This is a genomic window from Myxococcus sp. SDU36, from assembly GCF_030168875.1.
GTDB classification, from domain to species: Bacteria; Myxococcota; Myxococcia; order Myxococcales; family Myxococcaceae; genus Myxococcus; species Myxococcus vastator.
In genome coordinates, this window is sequence record NZ_CP077414.1 from 1171302 (window position 1) to 1194511 (window position 23210).

The following is a 23210-nucleotide window of genomic DNA, read 5'->3' on the forward strand; positions in this document are numbered from 1 at the left end:
GTGCGGGCGGTGGTTACTCGATGATGAAGGTCAGCGTCACCCGAGCCTGCACCGACTGCTCCTCGGGCTGGATGGGCGTGGACATCGCGCGACCTGACGTTGCCCCGTTTTCGCGGAGTCCCACTCGCTGTGCGAAAAGGACCCCACGATGCCGAAGACACGTCCCCCGTACGACTCAGAGTTCCGGCAACGCATTGTTGAACTGCACCGCTCTGGCCGGTCGTTGAAGAGCCTGGCGGCCGAATTCGGTTGTGCCAAGCAGAACATTCGTAGCTGGAGCAAGCAGACAGGAGGTGTCCCCAGCAGCGCTCCCAAGCCCGGCCTCGGCGCCGACGAGAAGGCGGAGTTGGAGACGCTGAGGCGCGAGGTACGCACGCTGCGGGAGTTCGCCACACTTGAATGCGAGTTGCTGAATCGACGCAGTCTTCGCTCGCAGGCAGAGGCACGGATGACCCTCTTCGAATTCATCGAGGGCTGGTACAACCCCCACCGGCGGCACTCCGCGCTCGACTACGAGTCTCCTGCCAACTACGAAAAGAAGCACCGGGCCGCTGCTTGATGGCAATAGCCCGGAACTCTCTGTGGAACCGGGGCAACTTCAGAACCCACTGGCTGCCTCTATAGTGCGTCGTGCTTTTCCGCTTTTCCTTGGGCTAGGCTGTTCAGGCAGCTTGCTCAAGAAAGGTGGTTTCGCATGCGTGTTTCACTGAAGCGGTTCGCGCTCCATGGTGCCGTGTTGCTGGCCGTCGCGGGCCTCACGGCGTGTGGCGTGGTGGATGAAGAAGGCGCGGTATCCGACGCGGTGAGCGAAGAGGCGGCGCTCAACACGGGGTGCTGTACGGCGCAAGGGGGGACGACCCAGGCCTTCTGTGACTCGATTCCCCAGACGCCGGGGCGGTGTAATGGGGTCAACCAGGGCACCTCCTGCATCTGGACGTGCACGGGGTGCTGCCAGGCGCTTCCGGGGACGACGCAGGCCTTCTGCGACTCGCTTCCCCAGACGGAAGGGCGCTGCAACCAGGTGTGGGGCGGCACGGCCTGCACCTGGACCTGCTGAGTCGCACCGCCGTACCGCATCCACCGCCGCGCCAGTGTCCGGGCGGCGGTGGATGCAGTCCTCACGCGGCTACTGCGGCTTGGGCGCCGCGACCTTCTTCGCCGGGGGCTGGTACTTCATGCCCAGGGCGTTGAACACGAACGCGTACACGTCGACCTCCTCCTCGATGCGCGCGTTCAGCGGCGTGCCGGCGCCGTGGCCCGTCTCCGCGTTGCCGCGTAGCAGGATGGGGTTCTTCGCCTTGGTGGCCTCCTGCATCCGGGCCACCATCTTCCGCGAGTGGAACGGATCCACGCGCGGGTCGTTCGCGCCGGACGTGAAGAGCACGGCGGGGTAGGCCGTGCCGTCCTTCACGTTGTGGAGCGGCGAGTACGCGTGCAGCGCCTTGAACTGCTCCGGGTCCTTCACGGTGCCGTACTCGGTGATGTTGAACTGGCCATTGGGCGTCAGCTCCACCCGGAGCATGTCGTAGATGCCCACGCGCGCCACGACGGCGCCGTACATCTCCGGGTGCTGGGTGACGGACGCGCCCATCAGCAGGCCGCCGTTGCTGCCACCCTGGATGGCCAGCTTCTTCGGCTGCGTGTACTTCTGGTCCACCAGCAGCTTCGCGGCGGCGTAGAAGTCGTCGAAGACGTTCTGCTTGTTCGTGAGCGAGCCCTCGGCGTGCCACTTCTCGCCGAACTCCGAGCCGCCGCGCAGGTTGGCCACCGCGAACACGCCCCCCTGTTCCAGCCAGAAGCCGGCGAGCACGTTGAAGTTCGGGCTGATGGAGATGTTGAAGCCGCCGTAGCCCGTCAGCAGCGCCGGGTTGTTGCCGTTGAGCTTCGTGCCCTTCTTCTTGAGGATGCTGACCGGCACCTTCGTGCCGTCCTTGGACGTGGCGAACGCGCGCACCACCTCCACGTCGCCCAGGTCCAACGGCGACGTGCGGGCCAGCGCCGTCTTCTTCACCGTGTTGTCCTTCGCCGAGTACCGGTACCAGGCCATCGGCTGGGTGAAGCTGGTGTTGATGAAGAGCACGTCGTCATCGCCCTGGCTCACGAGCCCTCCCACGGAGGACACGGGCAGGGTGGGCACCATCCCCAGCGCCTTGCCCTTCAGGTCCACCATGCGCAGCTGCGAAGGCCCGCCGAGCTGCTCGCTCACATAGAGCCGTGACTTCGTGGGGAAGAAGCCCTGGATGCTGGCCTCTCCCTCCGGCACCACCACCGTGGCCTTGTCCAGCGTGGGCGTGGCCAGCGGCAGCCGCAGCACCTTGCCGCGCGGCGCGTCCTTGCGGCTGAGCAGGTACATCGCGCCGTCGTGGCCGAAGCGCGCGCGGATGACCTTGTCCTCGAACTTCGACACCTGCGACCACTTCCCGGCGGCGTCGCGCAGGTACACCATGTACTCGCCGCCATCGCCGTTGGCCACGACGGCGGAGATGTGCTTGCCGTCGTGGGACGTGTCCAGCTCCGTCATCGCGATGCGCGGGAAGTCCTTGCCCAGCACATACGTATCCTTCTCCGCGGGCGCGCCGAGCTGGTGGAAGTAGACCTGCTGGAAGAAGTCCCGGTCCGCCGCGGGGCGCTCCTCGCCGCGCGGGTAGCGCGTGTAGAAGAAGCCCTTGCCGTCCGCCGTCCACGTCAGGCTGCCGCCCGCCGTACCTCCGTTCACCCGGGGCACGGATTCATTCGGCAGCGGCTTGCCGGTGGCCACGTCATAGACGGTGACGTCGCCGCTCTCCGTGCCGTTCTTCGACATCGACACGGCGATTCTCTTGCCGTCCAGCGTGGGGACGTACCAGTCGATGGTGGTGTGGCCCGACGGGTCCACCACCATGGGGTCCAGCAGCACGCGCTCCTTGGACGTGTCCTCCACCGAGCCGAGCACGACCAGGAAGGCCTGCTGCTTCGGCGGCTGGTACTTCATGGCGAACAGCGTGCCGCCGGCCTCGTGCAGCCCGCCGTAGCCAGGGGACTTCCAGCTCAGCAGCTCGGAGACGCGCTGGCGGATGGACTCGCGTCCGGGCAGCTTGTCCAGGAGCGCGCGGGTGTACGCGTTCTGCGCGTCGTTCCACTGCTTCACCTGCGCGTCGGACGAGTCCTCCAGCCACTGGTACGGGTCCTTCACCGCCGTGCCGTGGTAGGTGTCCACCTGCTCCTTCTTCGGCGTCGCGGGCGCCTGGGAGGCGGCCTTGCGGGGCGCCGCCGCGGTGGGCGCGGGGGAGGGGGCGGCCGGCGCAGCCAGCGGCAGGGTCAGCACCGCCGCCGTCAATGCGGTTGTCAGCTTCACGGTTCACCTCGGGGTTGGAAAACGCGCGGCAGCCTGCCACGTCCCTTGGGACGGGAAACGGCTTCGTTGCGTCGGGAATGCCACCGCGCGCCGGGTGTTCGCCCGCGCCTCCGCCGTGTGACTGTTGAGAATGAGACGGCGCGTCCTGACCGTCAGCGCAGCGGCAGGCTGACGAGCGCCGCCGCGAACCGGTCGAACGCCTCATTGGCGGGCAGGGCGGTGCCGTCGTCCATGTTCCCCAGCATCAGCGCGAAGACGACGCGCGGGTGCCGCGCGTCTGTCGGCCGGTCCACCACCCCCACGAAGCACCGCTGTCCCGACAGCGTGCCCGTCTTCGCGCGGATGTTGCCCGCCGTGTCGGCGGTGACGGGGCGGGCCGCGAGCGTGCCGTCCTGGCCGGCCACGGGCAGGCTGTCCAGCAGCGCGGCGCCGTAGGCTTCACGAAGGCTGGTGAAGAGGACGCGCACCAGTCCCCGCGCGGTGGCCAGGTTGTACCGGGACAGGCCGCTGCCATCCACCGGGCGCAAATCCCGCGAGGGGATGCCGCGGCGGGCCAGCTCCTCCGTCAGCGCGGTGCGCAGGGCGCCATAGCTCTCCGTGCCCGTGAGCTCGCGCGCGAAGCGCAGGCCCAGGCGCTCCGCGTACAGGTTGAGGGACTCCTTGTTCGTCACCTTCACCAATGCGGACAGCGGCGGGCTGACCAGGGTGACCAGGGGTGCGGGCACGGAGGGCCGCGGCGGCGTGGGCGCCTCCAGCGTCATGGGAAGCCGGGGGATGCCGCGCTCCAGCAGGGACGCTTCCACGCAGGCGGCGAAGAGCTGCTCGGGGTCGTCCACCGACAGCCGCACCGCGGCGGAGCGGGGGCAGGTGTCCGCGGCGGAGCGCCACAGGCAGCGCACGCCGGGCCCGCCACGCTGGCGCACGCAGGCCAGGGAGGGGCGCTCCGCGTTCGTGTCCACGCCCACCACGGCTGTCAGCGTCGCGAAGGCGGGCGTCACCTGGAGGGTGGGGGGCTGCGCGCAGTCCGCGCCCGCGGCCCGGGACAGCGCCACGTCCACCACGTTCTCCCGGAAGACGAAGGCCGTGGGCGCCGCGCTGTAGGCATAGGCGGCGTCATCCCAGGCCCAGCCAGGGCCGAACGGGAACTCCGCCTCCTTCGCGCCGCGCACGCGCACCTGCCCGCGCCACTGGCGGACGCCGCGCGCCTGGAGGGCCTCCGCCACCTGCTCGCACGCCAGGGCCGTCTCGGGGAAGCGCCACGAGCCCAGGGACGGGTCCCCGGTGGGCTCCACCACGATGTCGCCCAGGAAGAGGCCACCCTCCAGCGAGCCCTCCAGCACCACCGGCGTCTGGTAGCGGAAGTCCGCGCCCAGCGTGGAGAGGACGGCCGCGGTGGAGACGACCTTGAGCGTGGAGGCGGGAAGGAGCCGGACGTGCTCGCGGTGGGTGAAGAGCGGCTCGCCCGTCCGTGCATCCACCACGTAGGCGCTGGCCAGGGCGCCTTCGGCCTCCAGGGTGTCGAAGAGCGCGCGGGCCAGGGAGGGGAGGGTGTCGCCCTCGGGCCGCGTCTCGCGGAAGCAGCCGGAGAGCACCAGGGGGGCCATGAGCAGCAGTGAGGCGGACAGGACGCGGCGCATGTCGCCCGCCACGCTACCGCCGTGGGGCGGGCCTGTCATGGGGCCGAGGTGGGCCGCCACCCACGCCGAGTGCCTTGACGGCACGGCGCTCGCCCCCCATCCTGCCGCGCCCCATGCCTGTCCTTCGTGGTGCTGTCACGCTGTCGCGCTTCCGGGTCGAACCGGCAAAGGAAGCGCCCTCGGATGTCAAACGCTGGCTGACGCGCGGCCTCAAGGCGCACGCGTTCGAGCCCATCGACCGCCGCTCCGAAGAAGAGCGCGCCGTCGGCTTCGTGGAGCTGGAGAACGAGGAGTCCAGCGAGTTCTCCGCCGGCCGTCTCTACTACGGCGAGTACGCCCTGTTCGCCTTCCGCATCGACACCATCAAGGTGCCGGCCGTGGCGCTCAAGGCGGAGCTGGCGAAGTGGGCCGCCGCCTTCGAGAAGGAGAATGGCCGTCCGCCCAGCCGGGGCGAGAAGACGCAGAGCCGCGGCGAAATCCGCCAGCTGCTCCGCAACCGCGCCACGCCCCGCACGTCGACGGTGGACGTGAGCTGGAACCTGAAGACGCAGCAGGTGCAGATCTGGTCCGCGTCGCGCAAGGTGGTGGACGAAATCACCGTCGCGCTGGAGGGCGGGCTGAACGTGAAGTTCTTCGGCATGACGCCGTCGGCCATGGCGCAGACGGCGGGCATCGACGAGTCCCTGCTGGGGCCCACCACGGAGCTGATTGGCATGGACCTGCCGGCGACGGCGGAGGTGGCACATGGCGAGGCGTGACGAGGCGCGGGCCGAAGCGGCCTTCATGCGCGGTGATGTCGGCGTGGACGGCGGCGCCACCGAGGAGACGAAGGACGAGGCCGAAGCCGAGAAGGGCAAAGCGCAGGACCAGCTCCTGCGCGGCCGCGCCTACCTGGGCCGGGAGTTCCTCACGTGGCTCCTGTGGCGCACCGAGGCGGGCGGGCCGCTCGTGGAGGTGGAAGGTGAAGGCGTCAGCGTCCTCTTCATGGGCCGCGTCGTCCTGCGCGGCGTGGCGGGCGACGTGACGGAGATGAGCGCCAAGGGCACCCTGGCGCCGTACTCCGAGCAGGTGAAGCACTCACTGGACCGCGGGCTGCTGGTGGCCCAGGCCCGCCTGCGCTTCACCCAGGGCGAGAGGGAGTTCGAGGCCACGGTGGACTCCGAGTTCCTCGACATCCGCGCGGGCAAGCTGCCGGCGCTCATGAGCGAGGAGGAGGATGACCAGCTCTCCGAGCGGCTCTTCCTGATGGAGCAGCTGTCCGCCATGGTGGACGCGCTGGTGAAGGACTACCTGTCCGTGCGCGCCGGCAAGGGCTGGAGCAAGAGCGTCGTCCCCGCGATGAAGGAGTGGATGCGCGGTGACGAGAAGGGCGCGGACGCGCTCGCCAAGGCCGCCCGCGCCCGGGGCCGTGACGCTCGCGCGGCGCGGAGCTGAGCGGGTCGCCCTAACGTGGCGCCGGGGCCGGATGCGGTGGCGTCCTTCGCCGCATCCAGGCCAGCGCCAGGCCGGGCAGCAGCACCATGCCCGCGAAGAGCAGCAGGAACGACTCCAGCCGCGCGGCGCTGGCGCCCAGCGCGGCATGCGTCACGGAGACGCCCAGGTTGGCCAGGGCGCTCACGGTGAGGAACGTCCGGGGGCGCATGCGGCTGGTGCCCGCGAAGAGCACGGACGTCTCCGCCAGCACCGGCACCGCGCGGAAGGCGAGCAGGAACCAGGGCCCCATCCGTTCGGCGGCGCGGGACAGCCGGCTCAGCTCGGCGTCACCCGCCATGCGCCGCAGCGCCGCAGTGCCGGCGCGCGCGCCCAGGCCATAGCCCACCGCGCAGCCCGCCATCATCCCCAGCCAGGACGTGGCCGCGCCGCCCCAGAAGCCCAGCAGGCTCCCGGCCGCGGTGCCCACCAGGCTGGAGGGCACGGGCAGCACGACATCACCGGCCAGCAGCCCCCCGAGCAGCAGCGCCACCTGCCAGGACGGTGGCCGCATGGCCAGGAAGTCTCCAGCCGCCGTCTCCAGGCTGGCGCCGAACCAGGCGAAGGGCACCAGGATGGCGGCCAGCAGCAGCCCGCTGAAGGCCGCCCAGCCCATGACGGCGCGGCCGGACAGCCCGCCTTCACCCGCCGCCGTCAGGCCCGGCGTGGGCTCAGCCATCCGCGATGGGAAGCCGGGACGCCGCGGCCATCAGGGATGTCTCGCGCTCGGCGGCCAGCGCGCCTTCTTCGGTGAAGGCGATGCCCACCACCGCGCGCACCCGGCCTGTCGCATCGAGCACCGGAATCGCCACCGCCGCGCGCGCGTCCACCGCCTTCGCGCCCGGCTTGATGTCGCTGGACGTGTCCTCCTTCAGGTTGCACGTCTGCACGGGCTGCTTGCGCACCTGGGCGAGCCCCGCCATTCCCTTGCCGTGTGGCACGTGCTGGACGGCCGTCATCAACGGCGGCGGGATGTTGAGGGCGGCCACGAGGAAGAGGTCATCTCCCCGCTGAAGGTGGATGGTGCCCGCGGTGGCGCCGTGCTCGCTGGCGAACGACTCCAGCCACGACTGGTAGGACGCGCTCTTTTCGTTCATGGCGCGGAAAACTGTGCGCTCCGGCTTCGCCCGCAGTCAACGCGACCCTGGCCCTGGCCTGTTGACGGGAGGCGAGCATGCATCCGCAAGTCGACGCTTGAACCCATCCTCCGCGAGACTGTTCAGGCCACGTCATTCCAGTGTACTGGAGGGCACCTCGTGCTCCCGTCCGTGCAGGATGCGGCGCGATGCTTCCCTGGAAGGTCGCCGGTCGATGAAGCCGCGCTCGCTTCGCTTCTATCTCGGGTTGCTCGCGCTCGGCCTGCTCGTGCCGCTGGTGCTCTTCGCGGCGGGGGCGGTGAACCGCTTCGCGGTGTCGCAGCGGGAGGCCCGTGCGCAGGGCATGCGTGAGACGGCCCGTGCGCTGGCGCTCGTGGTGGAGCGCGAGCTGGGGCAGTCGGTCCGGGCGCTGGAGGTGCTGTCACATTCAGCCCCGCTGGCGCAAGGCGACCTGGAGACCTTCCATGCCACCTGCCGGGCCGTGGTGGCGTCCCAGGCACAATGGGGTTCGCTCTTCCTGCTGGATGGGGAGGGCCGGACGATGTTCTCCACGGAGCAGCCCTTCGGAACCGACCTGACGGCGCTCGTGGATGAGCGGCCCTACGTGCGCGAGGTCGTGGAGACGGGACGCGTGGTCATCTCCGACTTTCCCTCCAAGCGCCTCCAGGGGGCGCCCACCGTGGTGGTGGCGATGCCGGTGCGCCGGCAGGGCGTGCTCGCGGGCGTGCTGGTGGCGACGTACGCCATGCAGCACTTCGACAAGCTCTGGGACGAACAGCGCGTCCCGGGGGACTGGCTGGGCGCGCTGGTGGACGAGGAGGGCGTCATCCTCTCGCGCAGCCGGGGCCGCGCCCGGTTCGTCGGAACGAAGGCCCGGCCCGAATACATCGAGAGAATCCGCGCGAGCCGCGAGGGCTTCTTCGCGACGCAGACGGTGGACGGGATGAAGTCGTTCACGGCCTACTCGCGCTTGCGGTTGGTGCCCTGGACGGTGTCGTTCTCGGGGCCTCGCGAGGAGTTCTCCTCGTCGGTGAACCAGTCCCTCTTCGCGCTGCTCATCGCGGGGCTGGGGTGCTGTGTCGTCGCCACCGCCTGGGCCGCCTGGGTGAGCCGCCGCATGACGCGTCCGCTTCGCGCCCTGGCCCGCGCGGCCCGCGAGCGCCCGGATTCGGCGGATGCCTTCACCAACGTGGGGCCCACGGGCATCTCCGAACTGGAGGACCTGCGGGCGACGCTCGCGCTCACCGCGGCCATGGTGATGGAGCGCGAGGCCGCGCTGCGGACGAAGATGACGGAGGCCGAGGCGGCCAACCTCGCCAAGGACCAGTTCCTGGCCATGCTGGGCCATGAGCTGCGCAACCCGCTGTCCGCCATCACCAGCGGCGTGAAGGTGCTGTCGGTGACGGAGGACGCCGCCAGCCGTGAGCGGACGCGCGCCCTGGTGGAGCGGCAGGCGCTCCATCTGGCGCGGCTGGTGGATGACCTGCTCGACATGGAGCGGGTGAGCAGTGGCCGCATCCTGCTCCAGAAGCAGACCATGGACTTGTCGGAGTGCGTGCGGCGCGCCGTCGCGGCGCTGGAGTCCTCCGGACGGACGCAGGCGCACCGGGTGGAGGTGGAGGCCCCGCGGGCCTGGCTGGAGGGGGACGCGAGCCGCCTGGAGCAGGTCGTGACGAACCTCGTGTCCAACGCGCTCAAGTACACGCCGCACGGCGGTCACATCCGCGTGGTGACGCGGGAGGAGCCTGGCCACGTGGTGCTGGAGGTGTCCGACACCGGAGATGGCCTGTCACCGGAGCTCCAGGAGCGCGTGTTCGAGCTCTTCTTCCAGGCCGAGCGCACCTTGGACCGCGCGCAGGGAGGCCTGGGCATTGGCCTCACGCTGGTGAAGCGGTTGGTGGAGCTGCATGGCGGCTCCGTGCGCGCGCACAGTGACGGGCTGGCGAAGGGCAGCACCTTCACGGTGCGGCTGCCGCGCGGCCAGGCCGAACACGCGCCTCGGGTTCAAGACGCGCCCGTGGCGCCGGCCCCCGGACGTCACGTGTTGCTGGTGGATGACCACACCGACAGCAGGCAGCTCGTCCGCGAGCTGCTCGAGCTGGAGGGGCACACCGTCAGCGAAGCGGAGGACGGCCCCTCCGGCCTGGCGCGGGCGCGCGAGCTGCGTCCCGAAATCGTATTGCTGGACATCGGCCTGCCCGGGCTCGACGGCTACGAGGTGGCCCGCGCGCTCCGTGCGACGGACGAAGGGCGCGACCTGGTGCTCATCGCCGTGACGGGCTACGGCCTGGAAGAGGACCGGCGCCGCGCGCTGGAGGCAGGCTTCGACGAGCACCTGGTGAAGCCGGTGGACCTCGCTCGCCTGCGGGAGTTGCTGCGACCGACGAAGTGAGCCGCGCCGTCCTACTCCACGTAGCCGGGACAGTTCTGGACCGCGGGCTGGCACAGCTGCAGCACGCGCGCTGGGTCCGTGAAGGTCTGCTCCCGGGCCTGGAGGTAACAACCCGCGGGGTCTTCATCGGGCGCGGCGAACTGGCACAACTGGACGGCCTGGCTCTGCGTAAGTGAGCCTTCATCCTGGGCGCGCACGAAGCAGTCGGCGGGCGTGGATGAACGCGCGCCGCGGCAGAGCTGGGTGGCCAGGGAATCGTCGAGTCCGCCGTCGGTCGCGCGCTGGTAGCAGGACACCTGGGGTACGAGGCCCTGGGCGACCGCCGCCGCGGGCACTCCCATGAAGGCGAGCACGGCGATGAGCGCGGCGCCCGCGAACGGACGAACGAAGCTGGATGTCCCACTGCCTGTCTTCATGAGGCCTCCTTTCCGAGCAATCTAGGGGCTTGCGCGCGGTGAGGCCGGCCCCTGCACGGCCGTCCGCCCCGGGACGGCGCGACCCGGGAAGGGGTCGCTCCGCTGTCTGTCTTTTTCAGCGGGACTGGCAGGTCGCGCGCAGTGTCCTGGGGCAAACGTCCCTGAGACGATGCGCGGGCCTGATTCACGACGACTGCCATCTACGGGGTCCGGCATCCGGCAGAGGCCGCCCCAGCCGCGAGGTCCAGTCCCTGGCGTTTCGCCCCATCCCGAACCACCACAACAGCGCCATGAAACAACGACGACCGTCTGTCCTGATGCTGCTGGGCGTGGTGGCGCTCGCGATGGGCCTGCTCGGCATCTCGCTCGCATGTCCTGGCTCCTCGGATGACCGCTCCGGTCACCCTGGGGACGAAGATGAAATCATCGACCCACACGCAGACGGAGGGCCAGGCACGGGTGGCGACGGGAGCACGCCGATGGCGCCAGATGACGGGGGCCCGGAGACCCAGGTGCCCTTCGGGCTCGACGTGCGCCCCGCGAACCCGACGTGTGTCGCGCCTCCCCGGCCCCCGGACCCCGCGGGGGCCACCCTCTCTCGCGCGTTCCCGGAGCTGAGCTTCACCCAGCCCTTGTTCGCCCTCCAGGCGCCGGGGGACAACCGTCGCATCTACGTGGTGGAGCGGGGGGGAAGGGTGCGCGTGTTCGACAAGGACGCCACGCCGCCCACCAGCTCCGTCGTCATTGACCTCTCCGGACGGGTGAACACCGAACATGACGAGACGGGCTTGCTCGGGATGGCCTTCCACCCGGCGTTCGCCACCAACGGTCAGGTGTTCCTCTCCTACGTGGGGAACAACGCGATGGGGGGCCTCCGCTCGTACATCGTCCGCTACCTCAGCCCGGATGGTGGGGCCACCCTGGACCCGGCGAGCGCGGAGGTCGTGCTCGAACAGGACCAGCCGTTCTCCTTCCACAACGGTGGCCACCTCGCGTTCGGACCGGACGGCTTCCTCTACTTCGCCTTCGGTGACGGCGGCGGACGGGTGGACCCGAACCAGACGGCCCAGAATCCGGAGCTCCTGCTGGGGAAGATGCTGAGGCTCGACGTGGACAGCGCGCGGCCCTATGCCATTCCGCCCACCAACCCCTACGCCACCAGCGGCGGGCGGAAGGAAATCTACGCCACCGGCTTCCGCAACCCGTGGCGCTGGAGCTTCGACCGGAGCACCGGCGCGCTCTGGCTGGGCGACGTGGGTGAGAAGCTCCTCGAGGAGATCAACCGCGTCGAGCTGGGCGGCAACTACGGCTGGAGCGTCCTGGAGGGAACCGAGTGCGTGCGCGGCGGCGGCTGCGGCACCACCGGGTTGACGCCGCCCGTGGCCGTCTATGGCCGCACCGAAGGCGTCTCCGTTACCGGCGGCTATGTGTACCGCGGCGCCGCCGTGCCGGCGCTCTCGGGCAGGTACGTCTTCGGTGACTTCGGCTCGGGCCGCATCTGGACGCTGCCGGGTGACGCCCCGCCGGGCGCCGCCGTGGAGCCCCAGGTGCTCGTCACCACGCCGCTCAGCATCGCCTCGTTCGCCGAGCTGAACGACGGCGAGCTGCTGGTGGTGGACTTCGCGGGGGGAGGACTGCACCGCATCCACGCGTCACTGCCCCCCGCGCCTGGCGGCGAAGCGTTTCCCACGCTGCTGTCCGCCACGGGCTGCGCGGACCCGACGAACGCCAATCTCCCCTCGGCGGGCCTCATCCCATACGGCGTGAATGCCCCGCTCTGGTCGGACGGCGCGCAGAAGGAACGGTTCCTCGGCGTGCCGGACGGGACGGCGATGACGGTGGGACCGGAGGGCGTGCTGGACGCGCCTCCCGGCACCGTGACGGTGAAGACGTTCCTCCTGGGCGGGAAGCGCGTGGAGACGCGCCTCTTCATGCGCCATCCGGACGGCGTCTGGGCGGGCTACACGTACGAGTGGAATGAGGCGGGGACCGACGCGACGTTGCTGGAGACGGGCAAGGTGAAGACGGTGGGGGGGCAAACGTGGACATACCCCAGCCGGGGCGAATGCATGCAGTGTCACAACGCCACCGCGGGCTTCGTGCTGGGCCTGGAGGTGGCGCAGCTCAACGGGGACTTCGAATACCCGGGCGGGCGCATCGCGTCGCAGCTCCGGACCCTGGAGCACATTGGCGTGCTGACCCTGCCGGCCCCGGTGGAGCAACTGCCCCGGATGCCGACGTACGCCGGGCCGGAGCCCGTGGAGGCGCGCGCGCGGGCCTACCTGCACGCCAACTGCGCCGTCTGTCACCGGCCCAATGGCCTGGGCCGCGGTGAGTCGGACCTGCGCTACTCCACGTCGCTCGCGGCCGCGAAGATTTGTGGCGTGGCGCCGCAGCAGGGCGAGCTGGGCGTGCCCGGAGCGATGCTGGTCACCCCGGGAGCCCCGTCGAAGTCGGTCCTGTCGCGGCGCATGCACTCGTTGTCGATGACGCGCATGCCGCCACTGGCCAGCGCGGTGAAGGACACGGAGGGCGTGGGGCTGGTGGATGCGTGGATTACGTCCCTGCCCGCGTGTCCCGCGGGGCCCTGAGGCCTCGCGGGACGGGGGCGCCAGCACCGGTGAGGCTGGCGCCTCAGGTGGGCCGCTGGACGGTGCCGGAGGCGGGCTTGCCGTCCTTCAACCCCGGCGTCCGCACATCGTAGTGCGCCACCACGGGCTGGTGGTCGGAGGACTCGGTGCCGCGGTCCACCTCGAAGAGGCGGGGGACCAGTCCAGGGCTGGCGTAGAGGTTGTCGAAGCGCTTGCCCGTCGCGGGCACCACGCCATTCTCATCCGGCAGCGAGGTGAGGGTGGCGCTGTCGGCGATGTCCTGGAGCCGCAGCCAGTGCTCGCTGCCGCGCTGCACCCGGCCGGAGCGCAGCTCGGCGCACGCCTGCTTCGGCGTCATGAGCGTCCCTCCCGGCAGGCGCACCTGCGCGGTGGTGGCGTGGGCGATGGTCTCCGGCAGGCTCTGCTCCAGCACGTGCAGTTCGTGCCGCAGCCGCGGGTCGGCGATGTTGCCCACCCCTTCGTCCCCCACGCTGGCGTGGGGTTCGCCGTAGCGCACCTCGTATTCCTCCACCGTGTCGGTGTCGTCGTACGTCCTGAGGTGCGCCATCAGCCAGGAGCCGCCCGTCTTGATGGCGGTGTTGGCGTTGAAGTCCCCCAGCACCACCGCGTGCATGACCTCGCGATGGTGCAGCAACGCGTTGAGCTGGCGGAGGTTGCGGGCGTTGATGCCGGAGTCGCCCAGGGTGTGGTGCACGTTGTAGAGCACCACCGGGTGGCCCTCCACCTCCAGGCGCACGTACAGCGCGCCCCGGTCCTCGGGAATCTCGCAGGGGTCCCCGCCGCGCCGCATGATGGCCGCGTCCCGCTCCGCGTCGGGGGTGGCGTACGTGAAGTGCGCCGCGTCCACCAGCGGGTGCCGGGTGAGGAAGGCCTTTCCGTTCACCAGCCGCGCCCCGGGACCGCCGTCATGCCCCTGGTACGCCAGGTGGAAGCCGTAGCGCTCCGCCAGGAGCACGGAGATGGGGACGTTGGCCTCCTGCAGGCCCAGCACGTCCGGCAGCCGCCCCTGGGCCTCCAGGTCGTCGAAGTAGCCCAGCAAGGCTTCGCGGCGCTGCCCACCGAGCAGGATGTTGTACGTCATCACCGTGAGCCCTGGACCGCGCGGCGAGCGCACCGCGGGGTTGCGGACCACCAGCGTGCGGCCGTCACCCAGCGCCCGCTCTGTCTTCGGCAGGGGTACGGCGGCGAAGTCCGGAAGCGTCACGGTGGTCTCCCGGCGCGGCACGGCGTCCTCGTGCCCGTGCGCAATCCGGCCAATCAGGGGGCCGACCCCCGGCAGGTGCTCCAACATCTCCGGAACCTTCATCGGGGCTCCTGCCGCGGGAGCGGCTGCGCGGGTTGAGGGCGGAAGGTGTCTTCGTGAAAGGCAACTGGCGCCACGGGTCCTCCTCGATGCCCTCAAGGTCTGTGCTCGCCCTCCCCATGACCAGGGGGCTCCCGGGGAATGGAGGGCTGGCCGGGCTGCCCCGTTCGGGCGGAAGGCGGCCAGGCACCCGGGCGCGCTGTCCCGGGCTTGGGGACCGAGGAAGCCCGGGCGGGCTTGTGGTTGAATACCGGACATGCGGCAACTGGCGTTCCTGGCGGTGATGGCTCCTCTCCTGGTGGCATGCGCCACGACTCAAGCCTTGCCCCGCAGCACCTCCTGCGAGAAGGGCCAGCTCTGGGCCTGCAACGAATGGGGCGAGCAGCTCCTCCAGGACGGCGACCGGAGCCAGGCGGAGACGGCCTTCTCCAGGGCGTGTGACGGTGGCTCGCAGCAGGGGTGCCTGGCCCTGGGGCGCTTGCGCATGGCGGACGGCAACCTCGCGGGCGCCGAGGCGCCGCTCGTCACGGTGTATGAGGCGGACATCGAGGAAGGCGCCCTGGCGCTCGCGGACCTCTACGACGCGCGGGGTGGCGAAGCGCACGCCCTGGAGGCGGCACGGCTCCGGTGGGAGGCGCCGGCGCTGGACAAGCCCCCCTTCGATTTCGCCATGCAGTACCGGGTGGGGGCGTGGCGGCCGTCGGCGGACCTGGCCCTCACCATCCAGCCCATGGCCTTCCTGAGCCGGCGGCTCAACATCGGCTCGAACCTGGCCTACACGAGCCGGGGCATCTCCGAGTTCAACGGCTTCGTCGGCTACCAGCACTTCGTCAATACCTGGGTGGTGCCCTACGGCCGGGTGATGATGGGCACCGCGACGCGCGCCTCGCGCGACCCGGGCTTCAACGTGGGCGCGGAGGTGGGCACGCGGCTGGCCCTGGGGTACTTCGGCCATGTCAACGTCGCGGCCGGCATGTCCCGGGCGAGCGGCAACTACATGTCCGTGGGCGTGGGCCTCAACGGCCTCTTCGTGCTGCTGGCGCTGCTGCACGTGCGCTGACGCTTCAGCGCACGTGGGGGCTGAGCCCGGCGGGCTTCCGGCGGGAGCGGCTCCAGGCCCCACGCCGAGCCAGGGCCGCCGCCGTCCGTCCGAGCGGCGTCTCAGGCCGCCTCGCGTCCGTTCTCCGCCGCCGCGCGCGCCAGCCGCTTCTGGATGGCGAGGAACAGCGCCTCGTGCGTGGCGGGGGAGGCCAGCTCCACGTCGCCACCGGCCTGTCCGAAGGCGGCCACCGCCTCACGCAGGGCCTCGCGCGCGGACATGGCCAGCATCAGCGGCGGCTCGCCCACGGCCTTGCTGCCGTGGATGGTGTTGTGCTGGTGCGCCCGCTCCAGCAGCCGCACCCGGAAGTCGATGGGCGCGTCGCTGAAGGACGGCACCGCGTAGGTGCTGGCGGAGTGCGTGAGCAGCCGGCCATTGGCATCCCAGCGGAGCTCCTCGCCCGTGAGCCAGCCCAGGCCCTGGACGAAGCCGCCTTCAATCTGCCCGCGGTCCACGCCGGGGTTGAGCGAATCGCCCACGTCCTCCAGCAGGTCCACGCGCAGCACGCGCTTGATGCCCGTGTGGCCGTCCACCTCCACCTCGCACACCGCCGCGCCGTAGGCGAAGTAGAGGAAGGGGCGTCCCCGGCCCTTGGCCTTGTCGTAGCCGATGCCCGGCGTCTGGTAGTAGCCCGTCGAGGACAGGCCCACGCGGGACAGGTACGCCGCCTCCACCACGTCCGCGAAGGGCAGGGCGACCTCGGGCTCACCGCGCGGGCCCACCTTCCCGTCATTGAACAGCAGGGCGTCCGGCGCCACGCTCCGCCCGTGCCGGTCCGACAACAGGCGCACGGCCACCGGGGCCAGCCGCTCCCTCAGCGTGACGCAGGCCACGCGCACGGCGGCGCCGTTCAAGTCAGAGCCGCTGGAGGCCGCGGTGGCGGAGGTGTTGGGCACCTTGTCCGTCGCCGTCTTCGCCATCCGCACCGCGTCCGCCGTGACGCCCAGCTCGCGCATGACCACGCCCAGCACCTTGGTGTGCAGGCCCTGGCCCATCTCCGTGCCGCCGTGGGACACCATGACCGAGCCGTCCCGGTACACGTGCACCAGCGCGCCGGCCTGGTTGAGGAAGGTGGCGGTGAAGGAGATGCCGAACTTCATGGGGGTGATGGCGAGCCCCCGCTTGATGAAGGGGGACTGGGCGTTGAACGCCGCAACGTCGCGCCGCCGGTGCTCGAACTCCGACGACTTCTTGAGCTCCTCCCACACGCGGAGGATGCGCTCGTCCTCCAGCTCCTGGCCGTAGTGCGTGGTGTTCGTCTCTCCGGTGCCGCGATAGAGGTTGCGCTCGCGGACCTCATCCGCCGGCAGCCCCACGGCCCGGGCCACGCGGGCGAGGACCTCCTCCGTCACCAGCATGCCCTGCGGACCTCCGAAGCCGCGGAAGGCGGTGTTGGAGACGAGGTGCGTCTTCGCCACCCGCCCGGTGTACGCCAGCGCCGGCACGTAGTACGCGTTGTCCAGGTGGAACAGCGCGCGGTCCAGGATGGACTCGGACAAGTCCAGGGACCAGCCGCCGTTGGACACCAGTTGGACGCGCAGGGCCAGCAGCCGCCCCTGGTCGTCGAAGCCCACCTCGTAGGAGGCCTGGAACGGGTGGCGCTTGCCCGTCACCGCCATGTCCACGTCACGGTCCAGCATCCACCGCGCCGAACGTCCCGTGTGCCACGCGGCCAGCGCGACGAGCGCGGCGGGCGCGTTGCCCTGCGTCTCCTTGCCGCCGAAGCCGCCGCCCATGCGCGGCGACTTGACCACCACGCGGCTGCGCGGCAGGTGCAGCACATGGGAGATGATGGCCTGCACCTCGGACGGGTGCTGGGTGGAGGACACGACGGTGATGTCGCCGTCGTCGCCGCGCTCGGCGAAGGCGGCCTGGGTCTCCAGGTAGAAGTGCTCCTGCCCGCCAATGGCCAGCGTGCCCGACAGGCGGTGGGGACTGCCGTCCAGCGCGGCGTCCACGTCGCCCCGGCGGATGACGTGCGGCTCGGTGTGGTAGCTGCTCCGCGCCACGGCGTCCTCCACCGTGAGGATGGCGGGCAGGGGCTCGTACTCCACCTCCACGGCGCGGGCGCCCGCGCGGCAGGCCTCCACGGACTCACCCACCACCAGCGCGACCATCTGCCCGTGGAAGAGCACCTCGCGGTCCGCCAGCAGCGGCTCGTCGTGGCGGATGGGGCCGGTGTCATTCATGCCGGGGATGTCCTCGGCCATGAGCACCTTCACCACGCCGGGCACCTTGCGCGCCGCCGTGGGGTCTCTCTTGAGGATGCGGGCGTGCGCGTGGGGCGAGCACACCGGCCAGACCTCCAGCATGGGCCGCTGCTGCGCCAGGTCGTCCACGTACCGCGCGCTGCCCGTCACGTGGCCCAGCGCGCTCTCGTGCCGCAGCGCGCGCCCCGCGTCCGCGGGGACCTGCGCGTCACCCGCGTCGAAGCCCGGCGCGGCGTCCAGGGCCGGGCTGTGCGAGCCGGAGAAGAACTTCTCCAGCAGGCTCGCCACCAGCCCCCGCCGGTACGCCGCGCTGCCGCGCAAGTCGCTGATGGGCGTGAGCTCCTCCGCGAGCACGGGCAGCGCGCGCGCCACCGTCTCGGCCGTCCAGGGCTGCCCGGTGAGCACCGCCTCCGCGCGGCGCGCCCGCACGGGCGTGGCCGCGACGCCGCCGTAGCCCAGGCGCGCCAGCGTCACCACGCCGCTTGCGTCCAGCTCCACGCGGAAGCCCGCGGCGACGATGCTGATGTCCAGCTCACGCCGCTTGGACACCTTGAAGGCGTCGGAGAGCCGTCGTCCGCCCTCGGGCACGGCGGCGTGGGGGATGACGATGTGGCGGACCACTTCGTCGGGCTGGAGCGCCGTCTTCCGGTAGGCGAGGAAGAAGTCGGACAGCGCCACCGTGCGCTCGCCGCGCACCGAGCCCAGGACGAGCGAGGCCTCCAGGGCGAGCAGCACCGGCGCCATGTCGCCAATGGGCGACGCGGTCACCAGGTTGCCCGCCAGCGTGGCGCGCTGGCGAATCTGCCGGGAGGCGAAGACGTTGAGCATCTTCTTCACCTCGGGCAGCTCGTCACCCAGGGCCTCCTCCAGCGCCACCAGCGAGGCCGCGCCGCCCACGTACCAGCCCTCCGGCTCACGGCGGACGGCGCGCAGGGACTCCACGCCCTCGGTGGAGATGAGGAAGGGGTAGCGGCGGGCCTTCTTGGTGATGTCCACCCCCAGCTCGGTGGCGCCCGCCACCAGGTGCGCCTCCGGGTGCTTCGCGCGCAGGTCGAGCAGCTCCTCCCACGACGTGGGGCGCAGGAACGTCTGTCCACCGGCCTCGTAGCGCAGCGGGGACAACGGCTCAGCGGGGCCTTCGAGCGGCGCGGAGGGAATCGCCGTGGCGGGCGCCGGCCCTTCGTCGCGCTGGGCCAGCGCCTCCATCATCGCGTCGCGGATGGGGCGGTAGCCGGTGCAGCGGCAGAGGTTGCCACAGAGCTGGTCCGCCACGGCCGACGGGGTACAGACGTCCTTGCGGGAGTACGCCTCCGCCATGGAGACGATGAAGCCCGGCGTGCAGAAGCCACACTGCGAACCGTAGTGCTTCACCATGGCTTGCTGCACCGGGTGGGGCTTCTCGCTGCTGCCCACGCCTTCCACCGTCACCAGCTCACGGCCGGCCACCATGGGCACCAGGGCGATGCAGGCGTTGAAGGCGCGCAGGCAGCGGTTGCCCTGGGCGTCCCGGTCCACCAGGGCCACGGTGCACGCGCCGCAGTCGCCCTCGGCGCAGCCCTGCTTGGTGCCGGTGAGGCCGCGGGCCCGCAGGAAGTCGAGCAGCGTGGTGTTGGGGGAGACGCCATCGACGCGGACCGTCGCGCCATTGAGCCGGAACTCGAACATGTTGCTCATTCTCCTGACGGGACCCCGCGCAGACGGGGCGTCTCCGAGGACGGGGCCTCGGCGGTAGTGTCGGTGTCTTCACCCGGGGCGTCCGCGCCCAGGTGGTGGAGCTGGAGGAGTCCGGCGGCGATGCTCACCGCGACCTCCTGGGGCGACTTGCCGCCAAGCTCCAGCCCCATGGGGCAGCGCACGCGGGCCAGCTGCGCCGCCGTCGCGCCCCGGGCCTCCAGGCGCTGACGGAACCGGGCCCACTTGGTGTTGCTTCCAATGAGGCCCACGTAGCGCGCGGGCTTCTCCAGGGCGAAGGCGATGATGTCCTGGTCCAGGTCATGCCGGTGCGTCATCACCGCGAGGTACGTGCGGCGGGCGTCCCAGACGGCCCGCGAGGCGAAGACGTCCCACGGCTCCTCGTGGCGGATGACGGAGGCGGGGATGCGCTCTCCGTGGACCCACTCGGGGCGCTCGTCCACCAGGTGGACCTGGAAGGGCGTGCCGTCCAACGTGCGGCACAGGGCCTGACCCACGTGGCCGGCGCCGAAGAGGTACAGGCGCGGGCCGTGGTTCACCGGCTCCATGAAGACGTCCACCACGCCGCCACAGCACTGGCCCAGCTTCGAGCCCAGCGGATACCGGTAGGCACGGGCTTCTCCTCTCTCCAGGCAGGCGCGGGCGTCCGCGAGGACGAGCTGCTCCAGGTGGCCACCGCCCACGGTGCCGTGGAACGTGCCGTCAGCGCGGACAAGCAGCTTCGCGCCGGGCTCGGCGGGGGTACTTCCCTGACACACCGTCACGGTCGCCACGGCGAACGGAACATCGTCCCGCGACCACTCCGCCAGTTGGCGGACCCAATCCCACATGGTCCGGCCGAGTCTGCCACAGGCCGGGCCGCCCACGTCACGCCCATGACGCGGAGTCCGACTCAAAACGCGTAGCGCACCTGGCAGTAGGGCAGGCGGCGGGCCAGCAGTTCCTTGAATTCAGCGACCAGGCGGCCCTTGAGTCCGGTGCGGTAGCGCACGTTGTGGCCTCCGCCCTGGGACACCTTGGCCTCCTGGGTGTCCGGCGTCCACAGCAGAGACTCCGCCTTCGGGTGCCAGCGGAGGTTCACCTCGTGGAGGCCCGGGTGGTGGGTGAGGAAGATGACCTCGGCGGCCAGCTGCGCCTTGGCGGCGGGGCCGATGGCCGCGTCCACCTGTTGGAACAGCGCGTCGTACTCCTCCTGCCAGCCCTCGTAGACGACGACGGGGGAGAAGTTGAGGTGGACCTCGTAGCCGGCGGCGACGAACGCGTCGATGGCGGCAATCCGCTCCGCGACGGGGCTGGTGCGCACGTCGAGCAGCTTCGCCTTGGCCGCGGGCATCAGGCTGAAGCGGATGCGTGTCTTGCCCTTGGGGGCGTAGCGGAGCAGTTCGTGATTCACCAGCTTGGTGGCGAAGGTGCCCATGGCGTTGGGCAGCGTGGTGAACAGCCGCACCAAATCCCGCACGTTGTCGCTGAGGGCGGCGTCCGCGGCGCAGTCGCTGTTGCAGCCGATATCATAGGCCCAGTAACGCGGGTCCACGCTGTTGGGCTCCGTCTTGGGCCCCAGCTTCCCCGCGTGCCGGCGGATGGCGGCGACAATCCGGTCGATGTTGACGAAGACGGTGACGGGGTTGGCGTAGCCCTTGTGCCGGGGGACATAACAGTAGGCGCAGCTCATGACGCAGCCGTTGGCGGCGGAGGGCGGGATGAAGTCGCAGCTGCGCCCGTTGGGCGTGAAGGACATCGTCTTCTTCACCCCCAGCACCAGGGTGCTGCCCTTGATGCGGTTCCACGCCTCCGCGTTGCCCTCATTGCCGAACAGCCCGGGGATGCCCTGGTGCGAGGCCACGGGGATGCGCTCGGCGTCCGGGAAGCGCGCGAGGATTTCCCGGCCCCGCAGGTGCTCCTCGACGCCCGTCTCCACGTAGATGCGGGACACCTTGAGCAGCCGGTCCAGGGGGCCGGGCTCCGAGGGCGGCGGGGCCGGGGGGAACAGGTCCAGGTTCGACATGGGCCGTACATGGCGCACTTCGCCCGGCGGGAGAAGTGCCCACATTCCGTGGCCGACGACTGGCGGACGCTCCCTTCTGGCTCACGCCGCCAGGGGCGCGGGTGCGTCGGCTGCGGCGCGCCGCATGGGCTGGGCCTTTCCGTACGTCAGCGAGCGCCACACCCACTCCACCGGACCGAAGCGGAAGCGTGACAGCCACAGGTGGCTCCAAAGGACCTGGACGCAGAAGACGCCCACGCAGATGACGACGCACGCGAAGGGGCCCCGCTTGCCCGCCTGTCCCAATCCATAGCCGTAGAAGATGAGCAGGCTGATGACCGTCTGCGACAGGTAGTTCGTCAGCGCCATGCGTCCCGCGGGCGCGAGCAGTCCCAGCGCCCGCTGCCAGGTGGCGCGCTGGAAGAGCAGGGTGATGCCTGCCACGTACACGCCCGCGAGCCCCACCTGTGCCAGGTTGCGCAGCGGCGCCAGCACCAGGGGCAGCCACACCGGCATCGACTCCGGCGTGAGCACCTTGTTCTGCATGAGCACCGTCACTACCAGGCCGGGCGCGGAGCCCACCACCGCGGCCACCAGCCCCCAGCCGAGCAGGCGGCGAAAGAACCCCAGGTGCGCGGGGACATCCTGGAAGATGCCGCGCCGTCCCGCCCAGAGCCCGAGCGCGAAGCGGCCCAGACAGGTCAGCAGGCCGGACAGCATCATCATGAAGAACTCATCGCGGTAGAACCCGGCGCTGGTCTTCGTCACCTCCCACCAGCTTCCCCCGGTGATGGCCGTCAGCATCCGCCCTTGAAGAACGGTGGACTTCTCGCGGGCCGCGGCCACGGCCGCGGCACCGGCCTCGGGGGATTCCGCCAGGAGCTGCGGCAGCCGGAAGAGGAGGTTCGTGAGCACCGGCAACAGCAAGACGAGCACCGCGGCGATGATGAGCAGCGTCCGGTCCGAACGCCGCCGCAGGAGCAGCAGGGCGAAGCCCATCAGCGCATACGACGAGAGGATGTCGCCGTACCAGAGCAGGAACAGGTGCAGGACACCCAACACCAGCAAGACCGTCAGCCGCCTCGCATACAGCGGGACGAAGTCACCACCGCGCGCTTCGGCCCGGCCGAGCTGCACCGCGAAGCCCAGGCCGAAGAGGAAGGCGAACAGGGTGATGAACTTCCCGGAGACCAGCACCTCGAACGCATACCGGGTGACGGTGTCCAGGAGCGAGGCATTGGCGATGGACGCCTCGGCTTGTTCCCGGGGCAGGAACACCCTGCCGCTGAACCACATCTGCACATTGGAGATGAGGATGCCGAAGAGCGCGAAGCCGCGCAGGGCGTCGAGGAGTTCCAGCCGCTCCTGCGCGTCCACCGGACGGGCGTCGGCGGGTGGCGCAGGGACTGGGGAGTTTGGGGCAGGGGCCATGGTGAACGGAAAACGCCGCAATCGTGCTTCGATTGCCATGAAGCATGACGGCGGACGACGGAGGCAGCAACAGCGTTCGGCTGTGGAAAATTGAATTGCCTCTTCATTTCCGTCTGTTGGTTCACGCAGGGTGTGGGCGGTGGAGAAAATACAAGCACCGTGTTTTTTGCCACCTCGCGGAGAACGGGCGACGAGGGACCTCCAACCTTGACTCAGTCTTTGCGCGACTCCTCCCTCGCCCAGTTGCCGTCGGATCGGGGAAGGACTTACTGGATAGGTCTACATGAATCCATGCATATTTGTTTGCCTTGTGCGCGGCTCCTCTTAGCCACAGTCGTTGCTCGGAGTGAGGGGTGACTTGCTGGATAGGATTGCATGGGATGTATGCGTATTGGCTTGCGCTGGTATTGCGCTCATGGAAGCATAGGTGCCTCTTACGAGGCTGTATCTCATACCCAGGTAGAAGGAGACGATTCGTGAGACTTCCCGCCCAGAATCCGCCGGCCGCAAAGAGCAACATCTTGGTGAAGGCA

The 23210-nt window shown here is 70.4% G+C and carries 16 protein-coding genes and 2 pseudogenes; 8 read left to right on the forward strand and 10 right to left on the reverse strand.

What is annotated here, in order from left to right:
- Positions 1-148: 148 nt before the first annotated feature.
- From KGD87_RS36860 to KGD87_RS04800, 3 genes and pseudogenes are all read left to right on the forward strand, one after another.
- Positions 149-358: pseudogene (locus KGD87_RS36860) on the forward strand (transposase); the annotation flags it as partial.
- 27 nt (positions 359-385) lie between these two features.
- Positions 386-559, forward strand: a pseudogene (locus tag KGD87_RS04795) (integrase core domain-containing protein); the annotation flags it as partial.
- Positions 560-694: 135 nt separating this feature from the next.
- The gene (locus KGD87_RS04800) at positions 695-1057 is read left to right on the forward strand and encodes a hypothetical protein (protein WP_284666347.1); all 363 of its coding nucleotides are present in this window, start codon (positions 695-697) and stop codon (positions 1055-1057) included.
- 69 nt (positions 1058-1126) lie between these two features.
- Here KGD87_RS04800 and KGD87_RS04805 read toward each other — a convergent pair whose 3' ends face one another.
- Positions 1127-3334 (reverse strand): prolyl oligopeptidase family serine peptidase, encoded by a 2208-nt coding sequence (locus tag KGD87_RS04805; RefSeq protein WP_284666348.1) that lies wholly within the window; start codon positions 3332-3334, stop codon positions 1127-1129.
- A gap of 152 nt (positions 3335-3486) precedes the next feature.
- A complete protein-coding gene (gene dacB / locus KGD87_RS04810; RefSeq protein WP_284666349.1) occupies positions 3487-4971 on the reverse strand; it encodes a D-alanyl-D-alanine carboxypeptidase/D-alanyl-D-alanine endopeptidase in 1485 nt (494 codons plus the stop codon).
- Positions 4972-5084: 113 nt separating this feature from the next.
- On the opposite strand from dacB, the gene rdgC reads away from it, so the two are divergent.
- On the forward strand, positions 5085-5729 hold the full coding sequence (rdgC, locus tag KGD87_RS04815; protein WP_284666350.1) for a recombination-associated protein RdgC: 645 nt from the start codon (positions 5085-5087) through the stop codon (positions 5727-5729).
- Complete coding sequence (locus KGD87_RS04820) at positions 5716-6405, forward strand: hypothetical protein (protein WP_284666351.1); 690 nt, start codon at positions 5716-5718, stop codon at positions 6403-6405. Before rdgC ends, KGD87_RS04820 begins: the two co-directional genes overlap by 14 nt.
- A 10-nt stretch (positions 6406-6415) precedes the next feature.
- Here KGD87_RS04820 and KGD87_RS04825 read toward each other — a convergent pair whose 3' ends face one another.
- Together KGD87_RS04825 and KGD87_RS04830 are read right to left on the reverse strand one after the other, a co-directional pair.
- Positions 6416-7120, reverse strand: a complete 705-nt coding sequence (locus tag KGD87_RS04825; protein WP_284666352.1) for a TVP38/TMEM64 family protein — start codon at positions 7118-7120, stop codon at positions 6416-6418.
- Positions 7113-7538 (reverse strand): GAF domain-containing protein, encoded by a 426-nt coding sequence (locus tag KGD87_RS04830; RefSeq protein ID WP_284666353.1) that lies wholly within the window; start codon positions 7536-7538, stop codon positions 7113-7115. Before KGD87_RS04830 ends, KGD87_RS04825 begins: the two co-directional genes overlap by 8 nt.
- 214 nt (positions 7539-7752) lie before the next feature.
- On the opposite strand from KGD87_RS04830, the gene KGD87_RS04835 reads away from it, so the two are divergent.
- The gene (locus KGD87_RS04835) at positions 7753-9930 is read left to right on the forward strand and encodes a hybrid sensor histidine kinase/response regulator (RefSeq protein ID WP_284666354.1); all 2178 of its coding nucleotides are present in this window, start codon (positions 7753-7755) and stop codon (positions 9928-9930) included.
- 11 nt (positions 9931-9941) lie between these two features.
- Here the strand turns inward: KGD87_RS04835 and KGD87_RS04840 are convergent, their stop codons facing one another.
- The gene (locus tag KGD87_RS04840; RefSeq protein WP_284666355.1) at positions 9942-10346 is read right to left on the reverse strand and encodes a hypothetical protein; all 405 of its coding nucleotides are present in this window, start codon (positions 10344-10346) and stop codon (positions 9942-9944) included.
- Positions 10347-10636: 290 nt separating this feature from the next.
- Here KGD87_RS04840 and KGD87_RS04845 point away from each other — a divergent pair, with 290 nt between their 5' ends.
- Complete coding sequence (locus KGD87_RS04845) at positions 10637-12937, forward strand: PQQ-dependent sugar dehydrogenase (protein WP_284666356.1); 2301 nt, start codon at positions 10637-10639, stop codon at positions 12935-12937.
- A 43-nt stretch (positions 12938-12980) separates the two neighbouring features.
- Here KGD87_RS04845 and KGD87_RS04850 read toward each other — a convergent pair whose 3' ends face one another.
- Complete coding sequence (locus KGD87_RS04850; protein ID WP_284666357.1) at positions 12981-14264, reverse strand: endonuclease/exonuclease/phosphatase family protein; 1284 nt, start codon at positions 14262-14264, stop codon at positions 12981-12983.
- 253 nt (positions 14265-14517) lie between these two features.
- Between KGD87_RS04850 and KGD87_RS04855 the strand changes: the two genes are divergently transcribed.
- A complete protein-coding gene (locus tag KGD87_RS04855; protein WP_284666358.1) occupies positions 14518-15321 on the forward strand; it encodes a tetratricopeptide repeat protein in 804 nt (267 codons plus the stop codon).
- Positions 15322-15422: 101 nt separating this feature from the next.
- On the opposite strand, the gene xdhB is transcribed toward KGD87_RS04855, so the two are convergent.
- The 4 genes from xdhB to KGD87_RS04875 all read right to left on the reverse strand — a co-directional run bounded on the left by xdhB (position 15423) and on the right by KGD87_RS04875 (position 22677).
- On the reverse strand, positions 15423-19244 hold the full coding sequence (xdhB, locus tag KGD87_RS04860) for a xanthine dehydrogenase molybdopterin binding subunit (RefSeq protein WP_350101480.1): 3822 nt from the start codon (positions 19242-19244) through the stop codon (positions 15423-15425).
- Positions 19241-20092, reverse strand: coding sequence for a xanthine dehydrogenase accessory protein XdhC (gene xdhC, locus KGD87_RS04865; RefSeq protein WP_284666360.1), 852 nt, complete (start codon positions 20090-20092; stop codon positions 19241-19243). The genes xdhB and xdhC overlap by 4 nt, the downstream gene beginning before the upstream one ends.
- A 62-nt stretch (positions 20093-20154) precedes the next feature.
- On the reverse strand, positions 20155-21267 hold the full coding sequence (locus KGD87_RS04870) for a spore photoproduct lyase family protein (RefSeq protein ID WP_284666361.1): 1113 nt from the start codon (positions 21265-21267) through the stop codon (positions 20155-20157).
- Between the two features lie 81 nt (positions 21268-21348).
- The gene (locus KGD87_RS04875; protein ID WP_284666362.1) at positions 21349-22677 is read right to left on the reverse strand and encodes a DUF418 domain-containing protein; all 1329 of its coding nucleotides are present in this window, start codon (positions 22675-22677) and stop codon (positions 21349-21351) included.
- Positions 22678-23210 lie beyond the last annotated feature (533 nt).

Coding starts and splice junctions, on each gene's coding strand:
- KGD87_RS04800 (WP_284666347.1), top strand. CDS start 695: ATGCGTGTTTCACTGAAGCGGTTCGCGCTCCATGGTGCCGTGTTGCTG.
- dacB (WP_284666349.1), bottom strand. CDS start 4,971: ATGCGCCGCGTCCTGTCCGCCTCACTGCTGCTCATGGCCCCCCTGGTG.
- rdgC (WP_284666350.1), top strand. CDS start 5,085: ATGCCTGTCCTTCGTGGTGCTGTCACGCTGTCGCGCTTCCGGGTCGAA.
- KGD87_RS04820 (WP_284666351.1), top strand. CDS start 5,716: ATGGCGAGGCGTGACGAGGCGCGGGCCGAAGCGGCCTTCATGCGCGGT.
- KGD87_RS04825 (WP_284666352.1), bottom strand. CDS start 7,120: ATGGCTGAGCCCACGCCGGGCCTGACGGCGGCGGGTGAAGGCGGGCTG.
- KGD87_RS04830 (WP_284666353.1), bottom strand. CDS start 7,538: ATGAACGAAAAGAGCGCGTCCTACCAGTCGTGGCTGGAGTCGTTCGCC.
- KGD87_RS04835 (WP_284666354.1), top strand. CDS start 7,753: ATGAAGCCGCGCTCGCTTCGCTTCTATCTCGGGTTGCTCGCGCTCGGC.
- KGD87_RS04840 (WP_284666355.1), bottom strand. CDS start 10,346: ATGAAGACAGGCAGTGGGACATCCAGCTTCGTTCGTCCGTTCGCGGGC.
- KGD87_RS04845 (WP_284666356.1), top strand. CDS start 10,637: ATGAAACAACGACGACCGTCTGTCCTGATGCTGCTGGGCGTGGTGGCG.
- KGD87_RS04850 (WP_284666357.1), bottom strand. CDS start 14,264: ATGAAGGTTCCGGAGATGTTGGAGCACCTGCCGGGGGTCGGCCCCCTG.
- KGD87_RS04855 (WP_284666358.1), top strand. CDS start 14,518: ATGCGGCAACTGGCGTTCCTGGCGGTGATGGCTCCTCTCCTGGTGGCA.
- xdhB (WP_350101480.1), bottom strand. CDS start 19,244: ATGAGCAACATGTTCGAGTTCCGGCTCAATGGCGCGACGGTCCGCGTC.
- xdhC (WP_284666360.1), bottom strand. CDS start 20,092: ATGTGGGATTGGGTCCGCCAACTGGCGGAGTGGTCGCGGGACGATGTT.
- KGD87_RS04870 (WP_284666361.1), bottom strand. CDS start 21,267: ATGTCGAACCTGGACCTGTTCCCCCCGGCCCCGCCGCCCTCGGAGCCC.
- KGD87_RS04875 (WP_284666362.1), bottom strand. CDS start 22,677: ATGGCCCCTGCCCCAAACTCCCCAGTCCCTGCGCCACCCGCCGACGCC.